The sequence below is a fragment of the Planococcus notacanthi genome, from assembly GCF_030407825.1.
In the GTDB taxonomy this organism is placed as follows: Bacteria; Bacillota; Bacilli; order Bacillales_A; family Planococcaceae; genus Planococcus; species Planococcus notacanthi.
Genome location: NZ_JASDCQ010000001.1, coordinates 280,144 through 305,557 on the forward strand (window position 1 = coordinate 280,144; position 25,414 = coordinate 305,557).

The window sequence follows — 25,414 nt, forward strand, 5'->3', positions numbered from 1 at the left end:
ATCCATAATTTGCACGCATTTCAGCGCAGTGTTAAAATGAATAGTGAGATTTTTTTTGAAACAACCGATGATGATTTGGGTAAATATGTTCTTATAGGTTTTACTTAAAAGAACACTATAAAAGCTAAAGCGATCATCCGGCATGACAGGTGCCGGCGGACACTTACGCAGGGAGCGGTATAATTATGCTAGGAGTATTGAATAAGGTATTTGATCCGAATAAACGGGATTTGAAGCGATTAGAAAAAACGGCAGATCGGGTAGAAGCGTTGGCTTCTGAGTTTGCAGCTTTGTCCGATGATGCATTAAAGGCGAAAACCGAAGAATTTATCGCACGCCATGCAAAAGGCGAATCATTGGATGACTTGCTGCCTGAAGCATTCGCGACTATTCGTGAAGCGTCGAAACGTGTACTTGGCCTGTACCCATTCCGCGTACAGATCATGGGGGCTGTTTCTCTTCATGAAGGGAATATTTCTGAGATGAAGACAGGTGAAGGTAAAACTTTGACCTCTACTTTAGCCGTCTACTTGAACGCTATCAGCAAAAAAGGTGTGCATGTCGTGACGGTCAACGAATATTTGGCTAGCCGAGATGCTATGGAGATGGGCCAACTTTACGAATGGCTTGGACTATCTGTTGGATTGAACTTGAACAATTTGACCAAAGACGAAAAACGGGCGGCGTATCAGGCTGACGTAACATATAGCACCAACAACGAATTGGGCTTTGATTACCTGCGGGATAATATGGTCCTTTACAAAGAAGATATGGTTCAGCGGCCATTGAATTACGCTGTAATTGATGAAGTCGATTCAATTTTGATCGATGAAGCGCGGACTCCGCTGATCATTTCCGGACAGGCAGCCAAAGCGGCGCAATTGTATCAGCAGTCTAATGCGTTTGCACGCCTTCTGACAAAAGACCAGGATTATACTTACGATGAAACGACCAAAGGTGTGGTGTTGACGGAAGAAGGCATCGAAAAGGTTGAGAAAGCCTTTGGAATCGATAATCTTTTTGATATCAAACACGTGCGGCTGAACCACACGATCAACCAATCATTAAAGGCATATGTCACCATGCACAAAGACGTTGATTACGTGGTACAGGAAGGCGAAGTCGTCATTGTCGACCAATTTACGGGCCGTCTAATGAAAGGGCGCCGTTATTCGGATGGGCTTCACCAGGCAATTGAGGCGAAAGAAGGCCTGGAAATCCAAAACGAATCTATGACGATGGCTACCATTACATTCCAGAACTATTTCCGTATGTATGATAAGTTGTCCGGTATGACAGGGACAGCGAAGACGGAGGAAGAAGAGTTCCGCAATATCTACAATATGTACGTTGTGGTCATTCCGACGAATAAATCGATCATCCGTGAAGACCGTGTAGATTTGATTTATTCTACAACTGCCGGTAAATACAAAGCGGTAGGCGACGATATCGCTGAACGAAACGCAAAAGGACAACCTGTATTGGTGGGTACTGTAGCGATCGAGACTTCTGAAATCATTTCAGAGTACTTGACGAAAAAAGGCATCAAGCATTCGGTATTGAATGCCAAAAACCACGCCCATGAAGCAGAAATCATTTTGAACGCAGGCCAAAAAGGTTCTGTTACGATTGCCACCAACATGGCTGGACGCGGTACAGATATCAAGCTTGGCGAAGGTGTCATCGAGGCAGGCGGACTGGCTGTTATCGGGACAGAGCGCCATGAATCACGCCGTATCGATAATCAGCTGCGCGGACGTTCAGGACGCCAAGGCGATCCGGGTGTCACTCAATTCTACCTGTCTCTTGAAGATGACTTGATGCGCCGCTTTGGATCAGATGCGATGCGCAACATGATGGGCAAATTAGGCATGGACGATTCACAGCCATTGCAATCAAAAATGGTGACACGTTCTGTGGAATCAGCACAAAAACGGGTTGAAGGCAATAACTTTGATGCACGGAAACGCTTGCTCCAATACGATGATGTGCTTCGCCAGCAACGCGAAATCATCTACAAAGAGCGTATGGAAGTTTTGGACACTGACAATATGCGTACATTGGTTGAAAATATGATCAATAGCTCTATTGAACGCATGGTTTATACGCATACTGTTGAGGAAAAACAGGAAGACTGGCACCTGAAGACACTTTCTGAAACAATAGCTGCCAACCTGCTTCCCGAAGATACAGTCACTGAAGCTGATCTGCAAGGAAAAAACCAGGAAGAATTGATCGACTTCATCAAGGCAGCTGTCGCTGTGCGTTACGATGAAAAGGAAGTTGAGATGACGCCTGAACGGATGCGTGAATTCGAGAAAGTTGTCTTGCTTCGTTCGATTGATACGAAATGGATTGACCACATTGATGCAATGGATCAGTTGCGCCAGGGAATTCATTTGCGTGCTTATGGACAAAATGATCCGCTTCGCGAATACCAAAGTGAAGGATTCGCCATGTTCGAGGCAATGGTTGAAGCCATCGAAGAAGATGTCGCGAAGTATTCCATGAAAGCTGAAATCCGCAATAATCTTGAACGTGAAGAAGTTGCAAAAGGGCAGGCCGTCAACCCGAAAGAAGACGGACCGGCACCGAAAAAGAAAAAGGCTCCTGTCCGCAAAGACATGGAAGTTGGGCGCAATGAACTTTGCCCATGCGGCAGCGGCAAGAAATTTAAGAATTGCCATGGCACAGCTTCATAAGAGTGTGTGAAAATACCGAAGAGCATATGCTCTTCGGTGTTATTTTGAGGAGGAACATATAATGATGGAATTAGCAGACATCCGTAACGAGCTCGACAAATCAGCCAGTAAATTGGCGGACTTTAGGGGGTCTCTTTGACTTAGAAAACAAAGAAGCCCGCATACAGGAATTGGATGAAATGATGCTCGATCCGGATTTTTGGAATAACCAAGAATCGGCGCAGACAGTCATATCGGAATTGAATGGGTTGAAGGAAATCGTTAATGCTTATTACGGTTTCGTAGAAACCCAGGAAAACATGGAAATGTCTTTAGAGCTACTAAGAGAAGAAGACGATGAAGAGTTGCATGAAGATGTTAACACTGAAATGAAGGAATTCATTTCTAAGCTGGCAGATTACGAATTGACGATGCTGCTCAGCGAACCGTATGACAAAAACAATGCCATATTGGAGTTGCATCCAGGGGCAGGCGGAACTGAGTCTCAGGATTGGTGTTCAATGCTTTTGCGCATGTACACACGCTGGGCTGAAAAACGCGGATTCAAAGTAGAGACACTGGATTACTTGGCTGGAGATGAAGCAGGTGTTAAATCGGTGACTTTAGGGATTCGTGGACACAATGCCTATGGCTACTTGAAAGCTGAAAAAGGGGTTCATCGCCTGGTTCGGATATCGCCTTTTGATTCATCAGGCCGCCGTCATACTTCTTTTGTTTCCTGCGAAGTCATGCCGGAATTTACAGGTGAAATTGAAATCGATATTCGTACAGAAGACTTGAAAATCGATACGTATAGGGCAAGCGGCGCCGGTGGACAGCATATCAATACAACGGATTCCGCTGTCCGTATCACTCACCTTCCGACGGGGGCTGTTGTGACGTGCCAACAGGAACGTTCGCAGATCAAAAACCGGGAAAAAGCCATGCAAATGTTGAAAGCGAAATTGTATGCGCTGAAAATCGAAGAAGAAGAAGCGCGTCTTCTTGAAATTCGTGGAGAACAAAAAGAAATCGGATGGGGAAGCCAAATCCGTTCTTATGTGTTCCATCCCTATTCGATGGTCAAAGATCACCGGACGAATTATGAAACAGGCAATTTGAGTGCCGTCATGGACGGCGATATTGATGGATTCATCAATTCCTTATTGCGTTCTAAAATGGAATAGAATTATGTAGTGGATTGTGAAAAATTGCTGCAGTTCTAGACGAACGCCGCGAAAGCCAATGAGCTTTCGCGGCGTTTTTTCTTTGGGTGTCTGGCGAATGCCCTGCTTTACTTGAATGAAGTTCACAAAGTTCCATGCGTTTGGTATACTCTGACAGGGTTTAACCGAACATAACAGAGAAGAGGAAGAAACAGATGGCTAAAAAAAATAGACGTATCCGTAAAGATCCACATCCACTGCTGACGGTTTTCATAGATTATGCCAGTGTCATAATCGGCTCAGCGATTGTGGCCATTTCCTTTAACGTGTTTTTGCTGCCTAACGAAGTAGCTTCGGGCGGAGTAAGTGGCATCAGTACTTTATTGAAAGGGTTATTTGAATGGAAACCAGCATTTGTGCAATGGGCATTCAATATCCCTTTGTTTATTGCAGGCTTGATTTTATTAGGGAAAAATTTTGGCGTTAAAACGGCTGTAGGGACCGTATTCCTTCCGTTTGTCGTCTTTCTGACGGAATCATGGGAACCATGGACGCGTGATCCTTTGCTTGGGGCTTTGTTCGGAGGGATCATGGTTGGTCTTGGATTAGGAATCGTATTCCGGGGGAAAGCATCTACAGGCGGGACGGATCTGGCCGCTCAGATCATTACCAAATTTACTGGGCTGACGCTCGGGACAAGTGTTGCCATGATTGATGGATTTATCGTATTGGCTGCGGCATTGGTATTTGATATCGAGAAAGGCCTTTATGCATTGATCGGCCTTTACGTGACGACCAAAACCATCGACCTTGTCCAGGTAGGGTTTGGCCAATCCAAATTGGTTTATATTATTACTACAAAACAAATGGAGATCCGTGATGCCATTTATGAAGAAGTGGACCGGGGGGTTACAGAATTGGCTGCAACCGGAGGTTATTCGGGAACAGAAAAACCTTTATTGATGGTGGTTATTCCTCAAACGGAATTTACGAAACTGAAACAATTGGTGAAATTTATCGATCCTTCCGCATTTGTTATTGTCTCGGATGCCTCAGAAGTTTTAGGTGAAGGTTTTAAACGGGCGTAACTTTGGTATACTCTAATAGGAAGAGATAATACATCTGAGGAGGTCACCAAATGAAAAAACAGTTGATGGCTATATTATTCGGATCAGCACTTATCCTTGGTGCGTGCGGCGGCGGAGATACGACTGAACCGGAAGAGGCACCTGCTGACAGTGGCGGTGAAGAAGCAGCAGCGGTGGATGCGGAACAAGTGGTTCAGCAAAATTGCATTTCCTGCCATGGTGAAAACCTGGAAGGTGCAGGGAATTTCCCGCCTTTGAACAATGTTGGTTCGCGTTTATCGCAAGATGAAATTCGCTCAGTAATCGAAAATGGTAAAGGTGCAATGCCAGCAAACATCATTGAAGGTGAAGAAGCCGATGCTGTTGCAGAGTACTTAGCAAGCATGAAATAAATCTGCTAATTAGCAGATTTATTTTTTTTGCCAAAAAATAGGTCCGAATAGCATATTTATGTCTAGAAAAAGGAAAAAAATAGTTTTTAAAAGGTCTATAATTAGGACAAGAAGTATTTTTTCATATAGTTCTGATTATTCAGATTGAATTTTAAATGATACAGAAATGTAATAAAAATATATGTTTAAGGTGTTATAATGAGTTTGCTGCAAAATTCTATGGAAATAATTTTGGCATTTAGCCAATTAATAATAGGTGGGTAATAAAATGATTCAAATGAAAAATGTCTACAAGAAATATCCGAATGGCATTGTCGCTTTGAACGGTCTGAACGTTGAAATCGAACAAGGAGAATTCGTATATATTGTAGGTCCGAGTGGAGCAGGGAAATCAACATTCATCAAAATGATGTATCGCGAAGAACGTCCATCTTCAGGCCAGATGTTTGTGGATGATATCGATATAGCAACATTGAAGAACAGAAAAGTTCCGATGCTGCGCCGTCAGATCGGAGTCGTGTTTCAGGATTTCAAATTACTGACGAAGTTGAATGTTTATGAAAATGTAGCATTTGCCTTGGAAGTAATTGAAGAAAAACCACAAGCAATCAAAAAGCGTGTCATGGAAGTATTGGATCTGGTTGGCTTGAAGCACAAAGCCAAAATGTTTCCGACTGAATTATCCGGTGGCGAACAGCAACGTGTTTCAATTGCGCGTTCGATCGTCAACATGCCGAAAGTAATGATAGCGGATGAACCGACTGGAAACCTGGATCCGGAGACAGCATGGGACATCATGAATTTGTTCGAGCGGATCAACAAAGCAGGAACAACTGTAATTATGGCAACGCATAATCAACAAATCGTCAATACGCTCAGACATCGCGTTATTGCAATAGAAGGCGGATTAATTGTCCGTGATGTAGCTGGAGGTGATTACGGCTATGAAGGGTAGAACATTGGTACGCCATTTCAAAGAAAGTTTCAAAAGCATCGGAAGAAACAGCTGGATGACATTTGCATCTGTAAGTGCTGTAACAGTAACGTTATTGTTGGTCGGGGTATTTGTTCTTATCATGATGAACTTGAACAAAGTGGCCGATGATCTTGAAAACGATGTTGAAATCAAAGTATTCGTTTCCTTGGACGCTTCGGAAGAGACGGTCCAGAACCTGGAATCGAAAATAACTGAAATGCCTGGTGTTGAATCGACCAACTTCTCGACAAAAGAAGAAGAGTTGACTGACTTGGTTCTTGATTTTGGGGACGAGTTAAGCTTATTCGAACAAAGCAATCCATTGTTCGATGTTTTTTATGTAAAAGCACTTGACCCGCAGCAAACTGAAAAAGTGGCCACAGATATAGCGGCTTTTGAACATATAGAAGATGTGAAGTACGGAGAAGGCAAAATAGAAAAACTCTTTAATTTCTTGAATGCCGGAAGAAATGTCGGGTTGATTTTAATCCTTGCATTGCTGTTTACAGCCATGTTCTTGATTTCCAATACGATTCGAATCACAATTGTTGCGAGACGACGTGAAATTGAAATCATGAAATTGGTGGGTGCAACAAACTGGTTTGTCCGAATTCCATTTATTTTGGAGGGTATGTGGCTTGGCCTGTTAGGTTCCATCATTCCAATTGGTCTTGTAGCATTGCTTTACAGCAAAATCACCGAATTTGCACAGCCCCGCTTGAGTGGCGAACTGTTCCAGCTATTGGAGTTTACACCATTCATTTACCAGGTAAGCGCCTTGATCTTGCTGATGGGTGTATTTATCGGGATTTGGGGAAGCTTCATGTCCATCAGAAAATTCTTGCGTGTGTAACATAGATTTAGAAACGGCCTGCATGTAGGCCGTTTACATAGAAAAAACGGAAATAGATAGAAAAAGAGCGTAAAGCCGAAAGGGGATCACGAACTTGAATTCGAAGTCGAAATGGATGTTGACTGGTGTTTCATCGGTATTAGCACTTACCTTGTTGATTCCAACAGCAAATGCAGATACATTGAGTGAATTACAGCAAGAACAACAAAAAGTAGAACAAAAACAAAATGAATTAAATTCTGGAATCAGTGAAAAATCCAACGAAATGAATCAAAACCAATCTACACTGGAGAGCATCATGGCTAAAATCCAGGAGTTGGAGAACCAAATGCAAGAAACCCAGTCAAAAATTAATGGAGTTCAAGGCGAAATTGATCAAACAATCGTTGAGATTGAAGAGCTGCAGAAATCAATTGAAGAACTGGAACGAAAAATTGCTGAACGTACAGAGCTTCTTCAGGAACGTGCACGTGCTATCCAATTGAGCGGCGGCTCTGTGGATTACATAGATGTATTACTGGGTGCCAATAGTTTTGTTGATTTTATTGACCGTTTTTCAGCAGTCAATACATTGATTGATGCAGATCGCGAAATCATGACAGAACAGGCGGAAGATAAAAAGCTATTGGGCGAACAAAAGGCTTTAGTTGAAACAAAACTTGCAGAGCAGGAAGAACGCCGTGCAGAACTTGTTAATTTAAAGGAATCATTGGAAGGCCAAAAAGCGCAGCAAGCAGGCCTCGTGAAAGATTTGAAAGCTGAGCAGGAACGCTTGGCAAAAGAGAAAACTTCACTCGTGCAACAACGCGATGAAGCAATTGATATAAGTGCTGATCTTGAAACAAAAATCGTTAATGAACAAGCGCGTCTGGCAGAATTGGCGAGAAAAGCTGAAGAAGAACGCCAACGTAAGCTAGCGGCAGAACGTGCAGCAGCAGAAAAAGCAGCAGCAGAAAAAGCGGCGGCAGAACGCGCTGCAGCAGAACGTGCAGCAGCTGAAAGAGCGGCAGCAGAAAAAGCAGCCAGCAAATCTCAAGCAGCCAAAGCACCGGCAGCAGTAAGTGCACCGGCTTCAACGCCGGCTCCAGCTTACAGTGCTCCTGAACCAGCAGTGTCAGTAAGCGCAAGCTCAGGATTTATTCGTCCAGCAGCTGGACGCTTCACTTCTAAATTCGGCTGGCGTGATATCGGTTCTGGTCCGGAATTCCACCAGGGCGTAGATATTGCCAACAGCAAAGGCACTACAATTGTAGCTGCAGCGAACGGATTCGTTTCTTATGCAGGATCGATGGGCGGCTACGGCAATGTAGTTATCATTACTCACTCGATCAACGGACAAACGCATGCGACTGTTTATGCACACTTGAATTCGATTAGCGTGTCAGTCGGACAGCAAGTTTCACAGGGACAAAAAGTTGGCGGAATGGGGAACACTGGACGTTCATTCGGTGATCACCTGCATTTCGAAATCCATGTTGGACCTTGGAATGGCGGACGGACAAACGCAGTGAATCCAGCAAGCTATATTTCTTTATAAGTACAAACAGCCGGCCTCGTGATGCCGGCTGTTTTTCTATTCTGCGATTCTGTCACATTTCGCAATAAACATAGTGGAACAAGTCACCTGATTTATCGTATGATAAAGAGAAACTTCAATTTATGTGGGTTTCTTCATCCCCCATTGATTGTTAGTTGATCCAATCGGACTTTTACGTCCAGTGGATCACCCGTTTGTTAAAACGGGATGAAAGTTGAATGGAGTGAATAACAGATGCCTAAAAAGATAATTGGCTTATTAGTGTTGGCTGTTATGATAGCCATTGTTGTAATAGGAGCTGTGAAGAATAACATGGCGGATTCTGATGCATTGGATGGCATGGCAATCGGCAGCGATGTGGATTTTTTGCCGACAGAGGAAGGCCTTGCCAAAGGTGAAAAAGCACCGGATTTTCTGTTGACTACATTGGATGGCGAAGAAGTTAAATTGTCGGACTATCAGGGAAAGAAAGTGCTGCTGAATTTCTGGGCTACCTGGTGTCCTCCTTGCAGAGCCGAAATGCCGCATATGCAAACCTATTATGACGAGCAGGCAACAGATGAAAATGTCGTGATTCTGGCAGTCAATTTAACGACTGAAGACAAGGGACTCGGGAAGATCGAAGATTTTGTCGAAGAATTTGGATTGGAGTTCCCGATTCCGATGGATGAAAACGGGGATGTGGGAGCTTTATATCAGGCGGTATCAATTCCGACTTCATATGCAATCGATACAGAAGGACGCATTCAGAACAAAGTAGTAGGCCCGATGGATGAAACGATGATGGAGCAACTGATTCAAGAATTGGAATAGGAGATGGACTAATGACCTCAATTGAAACGAAATCCGTACACACTGCAACAATGAAAGAACGGACAATCCAATCAAAAGTTATGCCGCTTTACCAGACTTCCGCTTTTTCTTTCTCTTCGTTGGAAGAGCTTGAAGGTTATTACGAAGGAAATGGAACGTATTTGTATTCTCGTACAGCTAATCCGAATACCGATGCACTTGGCCAGACTGTAGCTGATCTCGAAGGAGCCCCTAGAGGCGTTTCGGCATCTTCCGGGACTTCGGCTATCTTGGCGGGAATCTTGTCGGTGGTGAAAACCGGAGACCATATCCTGGCAGCACAGGATGTTTACGGCGGAACTTTTCATTTGTTGAAGGAAGAACTGGTGCTGATGGGAATTCAGGTCCATTTTGCTGATTTTTCGAATATCAATGAGATTGAACAGATTTTAGTCGATTTCCCTGAAGTCAAACTGGTATTCAGTGAATCGATCACCAATCCATTTTTGCGTCTGGAAGATATCGAAGCTCTGGGACAATTGAAACGGCATTACGGTGTCCGGCTCATGATTGACAACACCTTCGCTACGCCTTACACAATGACGCCTTATGCTCTTGGTGCTGATTTGGTTGCTCACAGTGCGACTAAGTATCTTGGTGGCCACAGTGACGTCACAGCGGGTGTTTTGGTAGGGGATGCCGATCTGATTGGCATCGCTGAAAAACGTGTGGTGAATTTAGGATTGAACTTAAGCCCTTTTGAAGCCTGGCTGACGATTCGGGGAATCAAAACGCTGGCGCTGCGAATGAAGACACAAACCGAAAATGCTGTAGCAATTGCTGCTTTCCTGAAAGACAAAGCCCGCGTCTGGCATCCGGGAGTGGGGGCCATCGTGTCATTCGAATTGCCTGAAGCAGTTGATGTATCGAAATTCTTTTCATCTCTTGGTTGGATAAAAATCGTGCCGACTTTGGCAGGCGTCGAAACAACAGTGTCGTATCCTTACGGAACCTCGCACCGGGCGTTGTCTGCAGAAGAAAAAGAGAAAATCGGCGTGACACGCCAAGTAATCCGGCTGTCTGCTGGAATTGAAGGCACTGAAGATATTTTGGAACAATTGGGTGCCGCTTTTGATTAACTGAAAAAGAAGTGCAGAAAGCCGGTTTTCTTTGGTACAATAATAACTAAAGTCAATTGCCGGTGATAGGATGGTGTAAGAACAGTGATAATGGATTTAATAGTAGCTATAGGCAGATTTTTTGTGAATCCGGTTTTTTACATAGCATTGCTTGCTGCAGTGTTATTGGGATATTACAGAGTTAAGAAAGAAAGAAAGATTTTCAGGATCCGTATTGTCTATGGTCTGACGGAATTCAAGCGGCTTATGAAAGATGGCTGGCTGTATGCCCTAATCTTTTCTGTGCTGTTTGCAGGAATCGGGCTGGTTGTACCGATGGATTGGCTGATTGCTTTGAGCATCGTTTCCATCGTATTGATGGCCACAACTTTTTACCAGGCAGGTTCATTCATTTATTTGTCTGCCGCCGCTGTAGGGTTAAGTTGGTTGTTCAGTGCAAATGATTGGACCTTGAATTTCGGGTTTTTCAAATTTGAAGGAGTGGCTTTTTCTTACGAATGGCTCGTTCCGGTTGCGTTGATTGCAGGAGCATTAGTATTCGCAGAAGGCAAAATGATCGGCAGAGCGGCAGCGGAAGCCGCTTCTCCGCGTTTGCATAAGTCAGGACGGGGCCTTAAGGCTGCTGCTTACATTTCGAAACGTTTGTGGCTGCTGCCGATCTTATTGGTGGTGCCAGGTTCATTGATTGAATCATATGCACCTTATTGGCCTCAATTGCCGATCGGCGAATCCAGCTTTTCGCTGATTTTGTTCCCGTTCATCTTTGGTTTTCAGGGGCGCTCGCAGCGTACCTTGCCAGTGTATCTATATCCGCAAGTCGCCAAAGCGGTCTCCACTTTGGGGATCGGCATTCTGGTTGTCGGGTTAGCTGCATTGTTATGGCAGCCGTTGGCAGTAGTAGCATTGGCAGCTGGAGTAATCGGCCGCATCGCCATTGCTATCCGTTTTGCAATGAAAGAACGCAGCGGCAATTACGCTGTAACTCCACAATCTCAAGGCGTCATGATCGTCGATGTTTTGCCGGGTTCTCCCGCTGACAAAATGGGCTTGCTGCGCGGCGAAGTGATCCGTAAAGTAAACGGTATCGCTATTACGAATGAATCAGAGCTGTATGAAGCAATTCAAGTCAACGCGGCACATTGCCGTCTGGAAGTGCTGGACCATAACCTGGAAGTTCGTTTGCGCCAGCATGTCATTTTCCGGCATGACCATCATCGTCTGGGGTTATTAGTAGTCAATTAAGGAGCTAACTAAATGGAATCAATGGTAACGAAATTTTTCTTGTCTCTGCTGGTGCCTGGGCTGCTCGTCATTTTGTTTACGAGAGTCACGTTCAACCACATTGTTGCATTGATTTTGACTGTGGCGCTTATGGCGGCGGCTGTCTATGCGGGTTATACCCACACATGGCTATTGTTCATTGCCAATGCAGCTTCTTTAACCGCCGGATTCTGGTATTCCACAAATATGTTCAACCGCAGAAAAAAAGCCGAAGCTCATGAAAATGAGTAACGGCTTTTTTGCTGGATAAATTTAAATGATTAAACTTAAAACTGCCAATACGGCAATCGAACCGAGGACCACTACCATGACATTGGCTCCGGTAAAAGCGATGCCGAATGCGGCAACTGCGCCAATTATGCCATACCAAATATTTTCCTGAATAAAAAAGATCGCCGGAAAAATCAAAGCACCCAAAACGGCATAAGGAATATTGCGCAAAACATTCTGAAGGGTTTGAGGCAGTTCCTTGCCTTCCAAAAAAGTAAGTGGAACGGCGCGCGGGATATAGGTCACCACTGCCATGCCAAGTATCATCCACCAGTACCAAGAGCCCATTAGTGTGTCACACCTTTCCGGGAAATCCATTCAATGAAAATGGCGGACGCCAAAGTCGAAACCATGATTGCCCAGCCGGTGGACAGCCATTCAGTAAAATAAAATAAGGAATTGACCGCCCCGGCAATAAGGGCGAGGCTGACCACTTTTCGATTGCCGCGCATCGAAGGCACTAAAAGGCCGACAAACATGGCGTACAGTGCAATCGACATGGAAGCCTGGAGAAATTGAGGCAAGTTGGCTCCGATTAAATGGCCGATTGCTGTAAAAATGACCCAGCTTCCGTAGGCGATGACAATGACACCTACAGCAAAAGCAGTGCTTAATTTATGTCCTTTTTGTGTAGCCAGCACTGAAAAAGATTCATCTGTAATTCCAAAAGCGTACAGCGCTTTTTTCCACCGGTCGTCCGGCTGCATCTTTTCATTGAGTGCGGCCGTCATAAGAAAGTGGCGAATGTTGACGATAAACGTGTTTAATACAATGACCGCTGGTGCCACTCCGGCAGTAATGAGTGATAGGGATATGTATTGTGCAGCACCCGCATAGACGAAAATGCTCATCGCTACAGCTTCAACCAGTGATAGACCAGTGGTTTTAGCCAACAAACCAAAGGTTAATGCTATCGGAAAATAACCGACGGCTATGCTCGTTCCAGCCTTCAGCCCGGACGAGAACTCACGACCATTCATTTTTCTCGCTCCTTGTGATTAAGTATTTCCTTTTCCAAACCTCTTGAAAGAGTGTAAAGTAATTATAATAGCATATCATATAATCTTTAAAATTTTGCAGACCATTTCTAAAAAATAGGTAGTTTAAAGGACTGAGCTTATGTCGGATTTTTTTTCCATGGAGAATATTGTTGAATTGACACAATCCTACCGGGCTTTCGGTCCAATCATTGGTTTTTTATTGCCGTTCTTTGAAGCCTTTCTGCCCTTTTTGCCATTGTTCGTTTTCGTCTTTGCGAATGCTACGGCTTATGGACTGTGGGTCGGCTTTTTGCTGTCCTGGAGCGGCTCTGTAGTAGGAGCATATGCAGTATTTTTAGTAATCCGCAAGTATGGCCGTGCCCGGTTTATGAATTTTATGACAAGGCATGAAAAAGTGCAGAAATTGATCCACTGGGTGGAGCGAAATGGGTTCGGCCCGCTGTTCCTGCTGTTGTGCCTGCCTTTTACACCTTCAGCATTGGTCAATCTCGTAGCGGGTTTGTCCAATATCCGCAAGCATTATTATTTATTGACGGTCATGGCAGGCAAGTTCGTCATGGTCTTTACGATTTCATATGTCGGTTATGACCTGCGGGCTTTGTTTACACAACCCATTCGAACGGCCATTGTCATCTTGGTGATCGTCCTCCTTTACATCATCGGAAAAATTCTTGAGAAAAGGCTGCACAAAAAAGTCGAAGCGGATTTCCGTTTGGCAAGCGAAGAACGTAAAAAGCGCCAATCCTAAAAGCTTTTCTATAATTGGCAATCAAATTCAGTTAGTCGTATAATTAGAACAAACGTTCTTAATTGAGGAGTGATCATGTGTCTTTACGCATTGTATACGGCCGAGCAGGAGCGGGGAAAACTCGTTATCTACAGGAAGAAATTGTGGAAGAACTGCAGCGCCAAGCCGATGGAGAACCGATTTTTCTCATCGTGCCTGACCAGATGTCGTTTTCTACCGAGTATCGCCTTTCTGCCGCCTATGGCATGAATGGCATGATCCGTGCCCAGGCAGTCACTTTTAAACGGCTGGCCTGGCGCGTGCTGCAGGAAGTCGGCGGCATCAGCAGAAAAGAAGTTGATACCTTTGGTTACCGGATGCTGATCCGAAGCTTGCTGGAAGAACATCGGGACGACTTTCAATTATTCCGTAGAGCGGCTGGAAAACGGGGCTTTACGGATCAAATCGAGCAGTTGGTGAAAGAATTCGCCCGCTATTGTGTGGACTGTGGAGAATTGAGTTCCATTCGTTCATCCCTAACAGAAGCAGGGGCGCCCAGAACCTTGCTCGATAAGGCCGAAGACCTGGAGCTGATTTTAACTGAAATCGAAAGCCGCCTGGGCAAAGTCTTTGTGGATTCTGAAGGGCACCTGGCTTTGCTGAGCGAAAAAATCCCTTATTCCGAGCTGATTAAATCAGCGACCGTCTATATCGATGGATTTGTCACATTCACTGCAAGAGAATATGAAATTCTGTTTGAATTGATGAGGCATGCCAAATCGGTGACGATTGCCTTGCCGATGGATGACCGCACAGATTCCAACGATGAGCAGGCCCTTTTCTATCAGTCTGCCAACACGGCACGCCGGCTCAGTGAACAAGCTGCAAAAGACGGCATTGAAATTGACCAGCCAGTGCATTTGGATGTTCCGCGCAGGTTTGCGCATCCGGAACTGGAGCATATCGAACAGCATTTTGATGATTATCCGATTCAGACAATGCAAGGGCAAGGCCATGTATCTTTGGTGGAATCATCAAACAGAAGAGCAGAGTTACATGCCGTGGCACGGAGTATCAGAGACCAGGCCAGAAAAGGAATGCGCTATAACGAAATCGCCATTTTGTACCGCCAGCCGGAAATCTATGATGAATTGATCAACACGATTTTTCCGCAATATGATATTCCCTATTTCATCAGCCAGAAAAAATCGATGCTGCATCATCCCTTAATTGAGTTCAGCCGCTCGGTCCTTGAATCGGCTGTCTCCAATTACTCCTATGAGTCGGTTTTCCGGGCGGTCAAAACGGATTTATTCTTTCCGCGTGGTCCTGCAACAAAATGGCGGGAGCGAAGCGATCTGCTGGAGAACTTCGTTATCGCCAACGGCATTTATGGAGAACGCTGGTTTGAAGAAAAGCGCTGGTTCTTTAAGAAATACAAGGGACTGGAATTTCATACGTCCATCCAAACAGACGAAGAATTGGCGGCCCAAATGGAACTGCATGCAGTCCGTGACTTGATTCGAGATCCACTGGCACAATTGAAAGAGCAAATGAAAGAAAGCAAAACAGGCAGAGACATTGCGGAAGCTTTGTTTCTTTTCGTGGAAAAGATGGACGTTTACGCGAAGATCCAAGATTTGAAAGAACGCGAAGAAAATGAACATCGCCTATTGGCTGCAACCGAGCATGAACAGGCGTGGAATCAATGGGTGGGTGTCCTTGATCAGTTTGTGCTGATGTTCGGAGACAAAGAAATCGATTTGGCTACAGCTGTCAAAATTCTGGATGAAGGATTTGAAACGCTGGAGTTTTCCCGCATCCCGCCATCTTTGGATCAAGTGACAGTGTCCAAAATCGATTTGGCGCGCCTGATGGATATCAAGTCGGTATTCGTCATCGGAGCCAATGACGGCGTATTGCCGAAACGCATCGAACAGGAAGGGATTTTGACCGATACGGACCGTGAATGGTTTGCCCAGATCGGTTTCGAGCTGGCACCTACTTCGAAAATGCGTCTGATGGATGAAACGTATATGGTCTACCGGGCATTCACGTCAGCTTCGGATGTATTGACAGTTTCCTATCCGATTGCAGATGAAGAAGGAAAAGCGCTGTTGCCATCGCTTTATATCCAGAAACTGAAGGATATGCTGTCGATCGACACGGTGCCTGCGGTCATCGATCCGGAAGAACTGTTGGACGTGTCCCCAATGGCTTATATTTCGCATCCGCGTGCAAGCCTGGCTTATTTGACTTCGCAGATCCGCAGCGGTGACTTAACTGCCGAATGGCGCGCTGTTTTGAACTATTACGAAGACGATCCGTTTTGGTCTTCGGTCATCAAACGCATTTTAGCACCGATCAAACCGAATATTGCAGATCCGCTGCGGCAAGATATTGCTGAACCGTTGTACGGCACGCCGATTTCTTCCAGTGTTTCACGTGTGGAAACCTATTATAGCTGTCCGTTTGCGCATTATGTTGCTTACGGCCTGCGTCTGGAAGAGCGCAGCCAGTACAAATTGGCAGCGCCGGCGATGGGGGACCTTTTCCATGCAGCGATCAAGTGGATATCTGATGAAGTCATGAGGCTCGGCGTATCTTGGTCATCACTGACTCGGAAACAATGCCAGGACTTGGCAAAAGAAGCGATTGAACAGCTTTCGCCTTATTTCGTCAACCACATCCTGATCAGTTCCCACCGCTATCGGTATATCCAATATAAATTGGAAGGAATTATCCGCCAGACAGCGTTCATGCTCAGCAAGCATGCCAAAGTTTCAGGATTCGTGCCGGTTGCCCTGGAAGTTGGGTTCGGTCCGAAAGAAACGATTCCGCCGCTGGATATTCCGTTGAAAAATGGCCGGAAAATGAATGTGCGCGGCCGTATCGATCGGATTGATTCGACTGAAATTCATGGCAAACCTTATTTGCGCGTGGTTGATTACAAATCATCGAAGCAAGGACTTGACCTCGGAAATGTCTATCATGGCTTGTCCCTTCAGACGTTTACCTATCTGGATGTGGCATTGACACATTCAGACCGTTGGCTAGGGGAAGAGGCAGAACCTGCCGGAGTGCTTTATTTCCATATGCACAACCCCATGTTGAAGTTGACGAAGCTGATGACAGAGGAGGAGCTGGAAGAAGAGATGGCTAAGTCCTTTAAGATGAATGGGTTGGTCGTCGAAGATCCGGAAGTGATCCAGGCAATGGATGAAGCGATTGACGGTTATTCGAATGTCATACCGGTAAGGCTCAATAAGAGCGGCACTGTGTCTGCTTCCCAATCGAAAACCGTAATGAAAGAAGACATGCAGGCAATTCGCCGTTATGTCCGCGGCAAGCACCAGAGCGCGGGCAATGGCATATTGGATGGAAATACAAGCATTACACCATATAAAGTGAAGGAAGATACACCTTGCCAATTCTGTTCTTACCGTTCAGTCTGCCAATTCGATCCGGCGGACCCGGCGCAAACTTACCGGAAACTGCCGGCATTGTCTCCGGACAAGGCAGTAGAATTGATCAGAAAGGAGACCGCTGAAGATGATACCGAAGAAACCGACTGATGCCACATGGACTGATGAACAATGGCAGGCGATATGGGCCAAGGGCCAGGATATGCTTGTTTCAGCTGCAGCTGGATCGGGTAAAACAGCCGTCCTGATCAATCGGATGATTGAAAAAGTGTTGGCTGAAGAAGAACCGATATCAGTGGATGAATTGCTTGTCGTAACTTTCACTAACGCATCAGCTGCGGAAATGCGCCATCGTATGTCCAAAGCCTTGGAAAAAGCGGTGGCTGAAAACCCGGAATCGGCCCATTTGAGAAAGCAATTGCGCCTGATCAATAAAGCGCAGATTTCGACTCTGCACTCTTTTTGCCTGCAGGTGGTGAAACAGTATGCCTATCTGCTGGAAATTGATCCCGGCTTCCGGATTGCAGGAGATACTGAAGCTGCCCTGTTGCGGGACGATGTCCTTGAGTCGGTTCTGGAGGAATCCTACGAAGGAGAAGGGGCTGACGCGGTTTACCGGCTGGCAGACAGCTTTACTTCGGATCGCAGTGACCAGGCGATGGAAGTCCTGTTGAGCAAGCTTTACGACTATTCCCGGGTGCATCCTGATCCGGAAGAGTGGCTTCAGCAGGTTCCGGCTTTATATGCGGTTCCGGAAACTGCCACTATCGATGAACTGCCTTTTATCGGCGACTTAAAGCTGACCATACGTCATGCACTAGAGGAAGCGCTGCAGTTGACGCAACAAGGTCAGCAATTGGCATTGCAGCCGGATGGACCTGCTTTGTTGGAAGAAACATTCAAAACGGATGCAGAAGTAATCAAAGCGGCAATTGCCGCTTTGGAGATATCCTGGGACAGCTTATATAATTTTTCAAAGTCGTTTAAATTTGAGAAAGCAGCAAGCATCAAAAAGGATTCCTGCGACCCTGCAGTTGCTGAAGAAGCGAAAGGCATGCGCAACGATGTGAAGAAAATCGTTACGGGGCTGTTTGATTCGTATTTTACACGGACGCCTAAGCGCCTGCTTGACGAGATGCGTGAAATGGCACCGATGATGGCTACATTGGTGGAACTGACACAGCTTTTCGCCGATCGCTATAAAGCATTGAAAATCGACCGGGCATTGGTTGACTTCTCGGATTTGGAACATTATGCGCTGGAAATCCTGTCAGATGAGGGGAAACCGTCTGCAATTGCGAAAGAGTACCAAAATCGCTTTAAAGAGGTGCTTGTCGATGAATACCAGGACACCAATATGCTTCAGGAAACCATTTTGAACTTAGTGAAGTCCGGAAATGAACAGGATGGAAACCTCTTCATGGTAGGCGACGTCAAACAATCGATTTACCGGTTCCGCCTTGCAGAACCCATGCTTTTTTTAGGGAAGTATTCCAGGTTCAGCCATGATGCGGAAGGCACGGGACTGCGCATCGACTTGAATGCGAATTTCAGAAGCCGCAAAGAGATACTGGATGGCACCAATTACATCTTCTCGCAGATCATGGGACAACGTGTAGGGGAAATTGACTACGATGAAGCAGCAGCTTTAAAAGCAAAAGCACCTTATCCGGAGCAGCAGGTTCCGATTGAATTGGCGTTGATTCATGAACCTGAAACCGAAGAGGAAGCGCCGGATGAAGACTTGGCGAAATCCCAATGGGAAGCACGTTTCATTGCAAAGAAAATCAAAGAGATGATGGATCAGGAAATGCTCGTCCATGACCCGTGGACACAGCAGCAGCGGAAATTGGAGTATCGGGACATCGTCGTCCTCATGCGTTCTATGACGTGGTCGGGAGATTTTGTGGATGAGTTCAAAATGGCTGGCATTCCTTTGTATGCCGAACTGAACGGCGGTTATTTTGATGCGTTGGAAGTGATGATCATGCTCAATACATTGCGCGTCATCGACAATCCGTATCAAGATATTCCGTTGGCATCCGTTTTGCGGGCACCGTTTATCGGCTTAAAAGAAAATGAATTGGCCGAAATCCGTTTGGCTGCGCCAAACGCCTCGTTTTATGAAGCAGTAAAAACCTTTATGCGCGCAGGGACCGGAATCGACCGGGCTGCGGCTGATAAACTGCAGCGCTTTGTTCTTCAACTGGAAGGATGGCGCAACCAGGCACGCAGGGGTTCGCTTGCGGAGTTGATCTGGCAGGTTTACCTGGATACGAATTATTATGAAATGGCAGGGGCCATGACCAACGGCAAGCAGCGGCAGGCAAACTTGCGTGCGCTGCATGACCGGGCACTGGAATATGAAAAAACTTCTTTCCGCGGGTTATTCCGCTTCTTGCGCTTCATTGATCGGATGCGCGAGCGGGGCGATGATCTGGGAACCGCCAAATCACTCAGTGAAAAAGAAAATGTTGTTCGGCTCATGACGGTCCATAAATCAAAAGGACTTGAGTTTCCGGTGGTCTTTTTTGCCGGTACTGGACGGTCGTTCAATGAAATGGATTTTAGAAAATCGTATCTGTTCGATCAGGATTATGGATTGGCCGTCAAAGCGGTCAATCCCGACACGAGAATCGAATACACTTCCTTGCCGTTCCTGGCAGTCAAGGAAATGAAGCAGCTGCAGATGAAAGCAGAAGAGATGCGGGTGTTATACGTAGCGATGACACGAGCCAAAGAACGGCTGTTTCTGACGGCTTCTGTCAAAGAAATCGACAAGCTCTTTGAAAAATGGAAAGTCGGCGGCAATGATGTCCGTCTGCCGGATTTCATGCGTTCACGTGCCAAAGGCTATTTGGACTGGATTGGTCCGGCCGTGGCCAGACATCCCGATGCTGCAGAGCTATTGAGTATCAATGGCAATGTGCTGCCGCATTCTTCCCGCTTCCACATCGAAATCATCGAGTCCCAGTCATTGCTTCCAGGAGAAATCAATTTGGAAGAATTGCTGAAAGGCGATGACGTAAATGAAGATTATCAGCAGCTTGTCAACGAACGTTTCGATTTTCGTTATCCGCATCAACGGGCGGTTGAAAAGCGTTCCAAACAATCAGTCACTGAAATGAAACGGCTGCAGATGCTTCAGCGTCTGGATGAACCTGAGTCCTTTATCCAAACCGCAAAACCTGAACGAACGATGCTCTTGCACCGTCCGGATTTTATGATGGACAAACGCTTATCGGCTGCTGATATCGGTACTGCCGTCCATGCAGTCATGCAGCACATTCCATTGGACCGCACAATGGATTCTGCGGAAATCAAGGGGTTCATCGACAATTTGGTCGGCATGGAAATATTGTCGCCCGATGAAGGAAAAGCCGTAAAGGTTGAAGAAATCGAACGGTTTTATGCCAGCGACACTGCTGAACGTCTCCGTTCGGCGAAACATGTTAAACGGGAAGTCCCTTTTACGTATGCCAAAGCGGACGCTGATGGAGACCACCAAATTATACAAGGGATTGTCGATTGCCTTTTCGAGGAACAGGATGGCTGGGTTTTGCTTGATTACAAAACAGACAGGCTAGCACATTTAAATGATGTTAAAATGGAAATGGCTGAGCGATATGGCGTCCAGCTGACTGTCTATCAGGAAGCGGTAGAAGCGATTCTCCGCATCCCGGTCAAAGAAAGGTTGCTATATTTGTTTGCAGCGAGCCAAGAAGTGAATATTTAGGGGGATTATTTTGGACTTACAGCCCGTTTCAATAAATGAACGAGTAAAAGCGATTGACTTGATGAGAGGCTTCGCGCTTTTGGGAATTTTAATCATCAACATGTTGGCCTTCCATTCACCTTTGTCGTATATTGATCCGTACAAATGGTTTAATGGGAGTTTGAACGAAGGAATATACATGGTTATTGATATATTTATTCAAGCCAGTTTTTATCCTCTGTTTGCGATGCTATTCGGTTATGGCCTTGCGATGCAATTCATGCGTGCAGAAGCGCGGAACCGGCCATTCATGCCACTTGCGGTCAAACGGTTATTGATTCTTCTGCTGATCGGCATCATTCATGCGTTTTTGATTTGGTACGGCGATATACTGATCACCTATGCCATCATGGGTCTTCTGCTGATCAGTATGATCCGCCTGCCATCCGCCTGGCTGATGGCCTTTGCAGCGGTCATCTATACGGTACCGCACCTGTTGCTGCTCGGCATCATGTTTTTGGCAGTGGCAGTGGATCCGAACACGTATGTCGGATATATGGAAATTGAAAGTTCCATCCAATCCTATCAGTCTGGCAGTTTTGCAGAAATCTTCAGCCAGCGCCTGGCGGATTGGACTTACAGCAATAACCTGGTCAACTACATTGTCCTGATTGCCACGATTCTGCCATTTTTGATGGTCGGAGCAGCTGCAGCAAAATGGCGGCTGATTGAGCGGACACAGGAAAAACGCAAATTATGGTTGGTGTTGGCTATTGTGCCGCTGACAGTCGGCTTATTATTAAAGTCTGCACCTTTCCTTTTCGAATCGAATTATGCCTTTGTCTATCTGCAGGATATTTTCGGCGGGCCGCTTGTAGCCATCGGTTATGCAGCGCTGATCGCTTTGCTTGCACAAAATGCCTTCATGCAAAAATTGCTTTCTCCGTTGGCGAAAGTCGGACGCATGTCGCTGACAACTTACATTACACAATCTGTCCTGGCAACATTGATTTTCTATTCCTATGGATTCGGTCTTTATGGACAAGTGGATTTGCTGACAGGAACCTTGATCGCTCTTGGAATATTCATCGGGCAAGTGATTTTTGCGGAGCTCTGGTTCGAAAAATTCCAGCGAGGACCACTTGAAATTATCTGGAGAAATTGGACATATGGAAATAAATTCGAAAAAACTAACAATTCAAAACTCTGAATGTGTATAATGGATTCAATCAAAGAAAAGGAGTGTTTGACGAATGAAGCTGTTATCATTTCGCTATGCAGGGGAAGAAAGATTCGGACCAAAAGTTAAAAAGGAAGAAGCTGTTTGGGACCTGATTGCCATTCAACAGCAATTGGAGGTTCTGCCTGCGTTTCCTGCCTCACTGATTGAAGGAATTCCGCAAGGCATGGAATTTGTGGAAGCAATTCGAAAACTGACCGAAGCCGCAGTCCAATCTGACCGCTCTGAAGAATTCAAACACTCTTTTTCAGAAATTGAATGGTTGCCGCCAATTTCGAAAACACCAAAAAATATCCTTTGCGTCGGCAAAAACTATGCCGATCATGCAAAAGAAATGGGAGCGGAAGCGCCTGTGGATTTAGTGGTTTTCACTAAAGCGCCTGCAACCATCTCAGCGGATGGGGCAACTGTCTCTGTGCATAGTGATTTAACCGATTCCTATGATTATGAAGGGGAACTGGCTGTCGTCATCGGCAAAGCCGGGCATAAGATACCGAAGCAAATGGCTTATGACTACGTATTTGGCTACACAATCGCCAATGACTTGACCGCGCGGGATCTGCAGGATAAGCACCAGCAGTATTTTCTTGGGAAAAGTTTGCCGGATTCCTGTCCGCTTGGGCCATATATTGTCACTAAGGATGAAATTCCGCAAGCGCAGAATTTATCAATTGTAACAAAAGTAAATGATGAAGTGCGCCAAAACGGCAATACGGAAAAAATGATCCGCCGCGTGGATGAGTTGGTAGCTGAAATTTCGAAGTACGTGGCATTGGAACCGGGCGATGTATTATTGACGGGTACGCCCGCCGGAGTCGGCAAAGGCTTTAATCCGCCGAAGTTCCTAAAAGCGGGGGATACCATCAAGGTGTCGATCGAATCAATCGGTACCCTCGTCACACATTTGTCATAAGATCAGAGCTCTTTTCATCGTCCGCTTTGTGATAAACTGAAGAGGACATTATTGGAAGAGGTGAGCTTTTGAGTATTTTTACAGACACTACACATTTACACATCACGACATGGGTCATTGCAATCGTTTTATTCCTGATTGCCGCATTCATGCAGCGTGACAGCAAAGGACGCAAGATTTTACACATGGTATTGAGATTGTTTTATATCTTGATCATCATCACCGGACTTACTTTATTCATTGAATGGTCTTCTTCTGATCCGATGGTATACGGCATCAAGTTCCTATTGGGCATTTTGACAATCGGAATGATGGAGATGGTATTGGTCCGTTCGAAGAAACAAAAACCGGTTACGATGTTCTGGGCATTATTTGCATTATTCCTATTTGCAACTATGTTTATCGGCTTCATGTTGCCGGTCGGTATGGATTTCTTTTAATGAAAGTAAGGCAGGTGCATCCAGCACCTGCCTTTTTCTTTTGTTTCAGCTGCAAGTGTTCAGCTTTTCTGCTCATATCTTCCATTCCTTCAGTTGGGCGCTTCCGCTTTTCTAAAGCGATTTTCACAGTTTAGACGAAACTCGGACAAGTCACTGAGGAAACCTTAACTTAACATGGCGGCAGTAGCTGGAGTTTGATAAAATAAACCGGGTGGAACATAAGTACGACCTCATTGAAGGAGGATTTTAGAGTGAAGAAAAAATGGATTTCAGGCATTTTAACAAGTGTGCTGCTGCTGACTTTGGTTAGTCCGGTATCTGCTCAAGATGAGCTGGAGCTTAAAGACGAGTTCATATACGATACACTGGTCGACCGGTATTTCAACAAAAAGATCGACAACGACTATGAAGTGAATGCAGTTGACCCTGCTGCTTTTAACGGAGGCGATTTCGATGGCATGGCCAGTGAAATCCTGTTTGTTAAAGAAATGGGCTTTACTGCTCTTTCAATAGGACCTGTATTCTCTACAGCTACATATGATGGAAAAAGCGTATTGGATTATACTGAATTTGAACGCCATTTCGGTACCGATGAAGAATTTAAAGAGCTGGTTACCGAAGTCCACGACCAGGAAATGAAAGTGATTGTGGATATTCCAACGCAACAAGTCAATGAAAACCATGTATGGGCAATTGAAAATCCAGAGTGGTTTACAGAAAATGAAGATGGCAGCCTGGCACTGGATACAGCGAATTCAGAAGTTCAAGAAGCCTTGATCTCAGTATTCGAGGAATTCACGGAAACCTACGAAGTTGATGGGTATCGTCTTCAGAATGCCGATCAATTGGACCCTGCATTTATTCTCGATTTTTCTGAAGCTATGAAAGGCGCGGGGAGCAGCTATTTGCTGAGCGATCGTGAAATGGAAGAAACTCCTGGGTTTGACGCAGTGGTCTTGCCGGGAGTGGAAGAAACCCTGCGCGCCGCGTATAAGAATTTTGATCAGGACATGACCGGGATTTCCACTATCATGGAACAAAGCGAAGGCAAGCTGATTCAAGTCGATTCCCTATTGGGGTCGCGCTTTACGGCCGATATTGTCGATGTGAACGGCTTTCCGCCCACACGCTGGACTTTATTGCTGACTCAATTATTGACGATGCCTGGAATTCCAGTCATTCAATACGGCTCTGAAGCTGCTATGAATGGCGTTGAAGCAACGGAATCGCATCAAATTTTGGACATGGCAGTAGATAAAGAACTGGTTGACCATATTACTGACCTAACGTCCTTGCGCAATGCCTCTGCCGCTTTGCGGACAGGAGACTTGGAAGTGCTCCATGACGAGGATGGGTGGCTGGTATACAAACGTTCAAATGATGAAGAGACATGGATTGTCGCCATCAACAATTCCTCTTCGACTCAGAACTTCAATTTGTCGACTGACGTAATTGGAGAAGGCAAGGAGCTTCGTGGTTTGTTTGAAAGTGACATCATTCGCCAAGGAGAAAATGGCGAGTACCGTGTGACACAAGATCGTGAAATTGCGGAAGTTTTCCACGTTACTGAAGAAACCAGCCTCAATACGGCCTATATTGCAACACTTGCTATCATGTATGTCGTGTTCATGCTGTTCCTTTGGTTCGTCTGGCGCAAAGGCAAACAGCGCAAAGCAGATGCTGCAAAACAAAAAGAAAATGAAAAAGCGGTACAGTAGTTTCAAAAACTAAAACAGGACGGAAAAGCGATATGCTTTTCCGTCCTGTTTTTGATTCTG

Annotated in this window: 20 protein-coding genes; 18 read left to right on the top strand and 2 right to left on the bottom strand. The window is 45.5% G+C overall.

Annotation, left to right across the window (positions count from 1 at the left end):
* Positions 1-185 precede the first annotated feature (185 nt).
* The 11 genes from secA (at position 186) to QMA01_RS01305 (ending at position 12,136) form a co-directional block, all read left to right on the top strand.
* Entirely contained in the window at positions 186-2,702 is a 2,517-nt protein-coding gene (secA, locus tag QMA01_RS01255; protein WP_290214154.1) for a preprotein translocase subunit SecA, read from the top strand.
* Positions 2,703-2,766: 64 nt separating this feature from the next.
* Positions 2,767-3,868, top strand: a protein-coding gene (gene prfB, locus QMA01_RS01260) for a peptide chain release factor 2 (RefSeq protein ID WP_191714484.1) whose coding sequence is annotated in 2 segments (ribosomal slippage) — positions 2,767-2,838 and positions 2,840-3,868 — 1,101 coding nt in all. Because the reading frame shifts where the segments join, the coding sequence is not laid out codon by codon here.
* A gap of 194 nt (positions 3,869-4,062) precedes the next feature.
* Entirely contained in the window at positions 4,063-4,935 is an 873-nt protein-coding gene (locus QMA01_RS01265; protein ID WP_191713838.1) for a YitT family protein, read from the top strand.
* 50 nt (positions 4,936-4,985) lie between these two features.
* Positions 4,986-5,327: a cytochrome c551 gene (gene cccB, locus QMA01_RS01270; RefSeq protein ID WP_290214155.1), complete on the top strand. Its 342-nt coding sequence runs from the start codon at positions 4,986-4,988 to the stop codon at positions 5,325-5,327.
* Between the two features lie 268 nt (positions 5,328-5,595).
* Positions 5,596-6,282, top strand: a complete 687-nt coding sequence (ftsE, locus tag QMA01_RS01275) for a cell division ATP-binding protein FtsE (RefSeq protein ID WP_191713840.1) — start codon at positions 5,596-5,598, stop codon at positions 6,280-6,282.
* On the top strand, positions 6,272-7,156 hold the full coding sequence (gene ftsX / locus QMA01_RS01280) for a permease-like cell division protein FtsX (RefSeq protein WP_191713841.1): 885 nt from the start codon (positions 6,272-6,274) through the stop codon (positions 7,154-7,156). The genes ftsE and ftsX overlap by 11 nt, the downstream gene beginning before the upstream one ends.
* A 94-nt stretch (positions 7,157-7,250) precedes the next feature.
* On the top strand, positions 7,251-8,693 hold the full coding sequence (locus tag QMA01_RS01285) for a murein hydrolase activator EnvC family protein (RefSeq protein ID WP_290214156.1): 1,443 nt from the start codon (positions 7,251-7,253) through the stop codon (positions 8,691-8,693).
* Between the two features lie 234 nt (positions 8,694-8,927).
* Entirely contained in the window at positions 8,928-9,506 is a 579-nt protein-coding gene (locus QMA01_RS01290) for a peroxiredoxin family protein (RefSeq protein ID WP_290214157.1), read from the top strand.
* Between the two features lie 11 nt (positions 9,507-9,517).
* On the top strand, positions 9,518-10,624 hold the full coding sequence (locus tag QMA01_RS01295; protein ID WP_290214158.1) for a trans-sulfuration enzyme family protein: 1,107 nt from the start codon (positions 9,518-9,520) through the stop codon (positions 10,622-10,624).
* A 90-nt stretch (positions 10,625-10,714) separates the two neighbouring features.
* Positions 10,715-11,866 (top strand): PDZ domain-containing protein, encoded by a 1,152-nt coding sequence (locus QMA01_RS01300; protein ID WP_479692275.1) that lies wholly within the window; start codon positions 10,715-10,717, stop codon positions 11,864-11,866.
* Positions 11,867-11,878: 12 nt separating this feature from the next.
* On the top strand, positions 11,879-12,136 hold the full coding sequence (locus QMA01_RS01305; protein WP_203339293.1) for a CsbA family protein: 258 nt from the start codon (positions 11,879-11,881) through the stop codon (positions 12,134-12,136).
* Positions 12,137-12,157: 21 nt separating this feature from the next.
* Here QMA01_RS01305 and QMA01_RS01310 read toward each other — a convergent pair whose 3' ends face one another.
* Positions 12,158-12,463 carry an AzlD domain-containing protein gene (locus tag QMA01_RS01310; RefSeq protein WP_290214160.1) on the bottom strand — a complete coding sequence of 102 codons (306 nt, stop codon included), beginning with the start codon at positions 12,461-12,463 and terminating at the stop codon, positions 12,158-12,160.
* A complete protein-coding gene (locus QMA01_RS01315) occupies positions 12,463-13,155 on the bottom strand; it encodes an AzlC family ABC transporter permease (protein ID WP_290214161.1) in 693 nt (230 codons plus the stop codon). The genes QMA01_RS01310 and QMA01_RS01315 overlap by 1 nt, the downstream gene beginning before the upstream one ends.
* A gap of 157 nt (positions 13,156-13,312) precedes the next feature.
* Here QMA01_RS01315 and QMA01_RS01320 point away from each other — a divergent pair, with 157 nt between their 5' ends.
* The 7 genes from QMA01_RS01320 to QMA01_RS01350 all read left to right on the top strand — a co-directional run bounded on the left by QMA01_RS01320 (position 13,313) and on the right by QMA01_RS01350 (position 25,354).
* Positions 13,313-13,924, top strand: a complete 612-nt coding sequence (locus QMA01_RS01320) for a TVP38/TMEM64 family protein (RefSeq protein WP_290214162.1) — start codon at positions 13,313-13,315, stop codon at positions 13,922-13,924.
* 77 nt (positions 13,925-14,001) lie between these two features.
* A complete protein-coding gene (gene addB, locus QMA01_RS01325; protein ID WP_290214163.1) occupies positions 14,002-17,478 on the top strand; it encodes a helicase-exonuclease AddAB subunit AddB in 3,477 nt (1,158 codons plus the stop codon).
* Positions 17,456-21,064 (top strand): helicase-exonuclease AddAB subunit AddA, encoded by a 3,609-nt coding sequence (gene addA, locus QMA01_RS01330; protein ID WP_290214164.1) that lies wholly within the window; start codon positions 17,456-17,458, stop codon positions 21,062-21,064. Before addB ends, addA begins: the two co-directional genes overlap by 23 nt.
* Before the next feature lie 10 nt (positions 21,065-21,074).
* Positions 21,075-22,253, top strand: a complete 1,179-nt coding sequence (locus QMA01_RS01335) for a DUF418 domain-containing protein (RefSeq protein ID WP_191713852.1) — start codon at positions 21,075-21,077, stop codon at positions 22,251-22,253.
* A gap of 43 nt (positions 22,254-22,296) precedes the next feature.
* On the top strand, positions 22,297-23,196 hold the full coding sequence (locus QMA01_RS01340; RefSeq protein ID WP_191713853.1) for a fumarylacetoacetate hydrolase family protein: 900 nt from the start codon (positions 22,297-22,299) through the stop codon (positions 23,194-23,196).
* Between the two features lie 68 nt (positions 23,197-23,264).
* A complete protein-coding gene (locus tag QMA01_RS01345) occupies positions 23,265-23,636 on the top strand; it encodes a YisL family protein (RefSeq protein ID WP_191713854.1) in 372 nt (123 codons plus the stop codon).
* A gap of 251 nt (positions 23,637-23,887) precedes the next feature.
* A complete protein-coding gene (locus tag QMA01_RS01350; protein WP_191713855.1) occupies positions 23,888-25,354 on the top strand; it encodes an alpha-amylase family glycosyl hydrolase in 1,467 nt (488 codons plus the stop codon).
* Positions 25,355-25,414: the final 60 nt, after the last annotated feature.

Coding starts and splice junctions, on each gene's coding strand:
- secA (WP_290214154.1), top strand. CDS start 186: ATGCTAGGAGTATTGAATAAGGTATTTGATCCGAATAAACGGGATTTG.
- QMA01_RS01265 (WP_191713838.1), top strand. CDS start 4,063: ATGGCTAAAAAAAATAGACGTATCCGTAAAGATCCACATCCACTGCTG.
- cccB (WP_290214155.1), top strand. CDS start 4,986: ATGAAAAAACAGTTGATGGCTATATTATTCGGATCAGCACTTATCCTT.
- ftsE (WP_191713840.1), top strand. CDS start 5,596: ATGATTCAAATGAAAAATGTCTACAAGAAATATCCGAATGGCATTGTC.
- ftsX (WP_191713841.1), top strand. CDS start 6,272: ATGAAGGGTAGAACATTGGTACGCCATTTCAAAGAAAGTTTCAAAAGC.
- QMA01_RS01290 (WP_290214157.1), top strand. CDS start 8,928: ATGCCTAAAAAGATAATTGGCTTATTAGTGTTGGCTGTTATGATAGCC.
- QMA01_RS01295 (WP_290214158.1), top strand. CDS start 9,518: ATGACCTCAATTGAAACGAAATCCGTACACACTGCAACAATGAAAGAA.
- QMA01_RS01300 (WP_479692275.1), top strand. CDS start 10,715: ATGGATTTAATAGTAGCTATAGGCAGATTTTTTGTGAATCCGGTTTTT.
- QMA01_RS01305 (WP_203339293.1), top strand. CDS start 11,879: ATGGAATCAATGGTAACGAAATTTTTCTTGTCTCTGCTGGTGCCTGGG.
- QMA01_RS01310 (WP_290214160.1), bottom strand. CDS start 12,463: ATGGGCTCTTGGTACTGGTGGATGATACTTGGCATGGCAGTGGTGACC.
- QMA01_RS01315 (WP_290214161.1), bottom strand. CDS start 13,155: ATGAATGGTCGTGAGTTCTCGTCCGGGCTGAAGGCTGGAACGAGCATA.
- QMA01_RS01320 (WP_290214162.1), top strand. CDS start 13,313: ATGGAGAATATTGTTGAATTGACACAATCCTACCGGGCTTTCGGTCCA.
- addA (WP_290214164.1), top strand. CDS start 17,456: ATGATACCGAAGAAACCGACTGATGCCACATGGACTGATGAACAATGG.
- QMA01_RS01340 (WP_191713853.1), top strand. CDS start 22,297: ATGAAGCTGTTATCATTTCGCTATGCAGGGGAAGAAAGATTCGGACCA.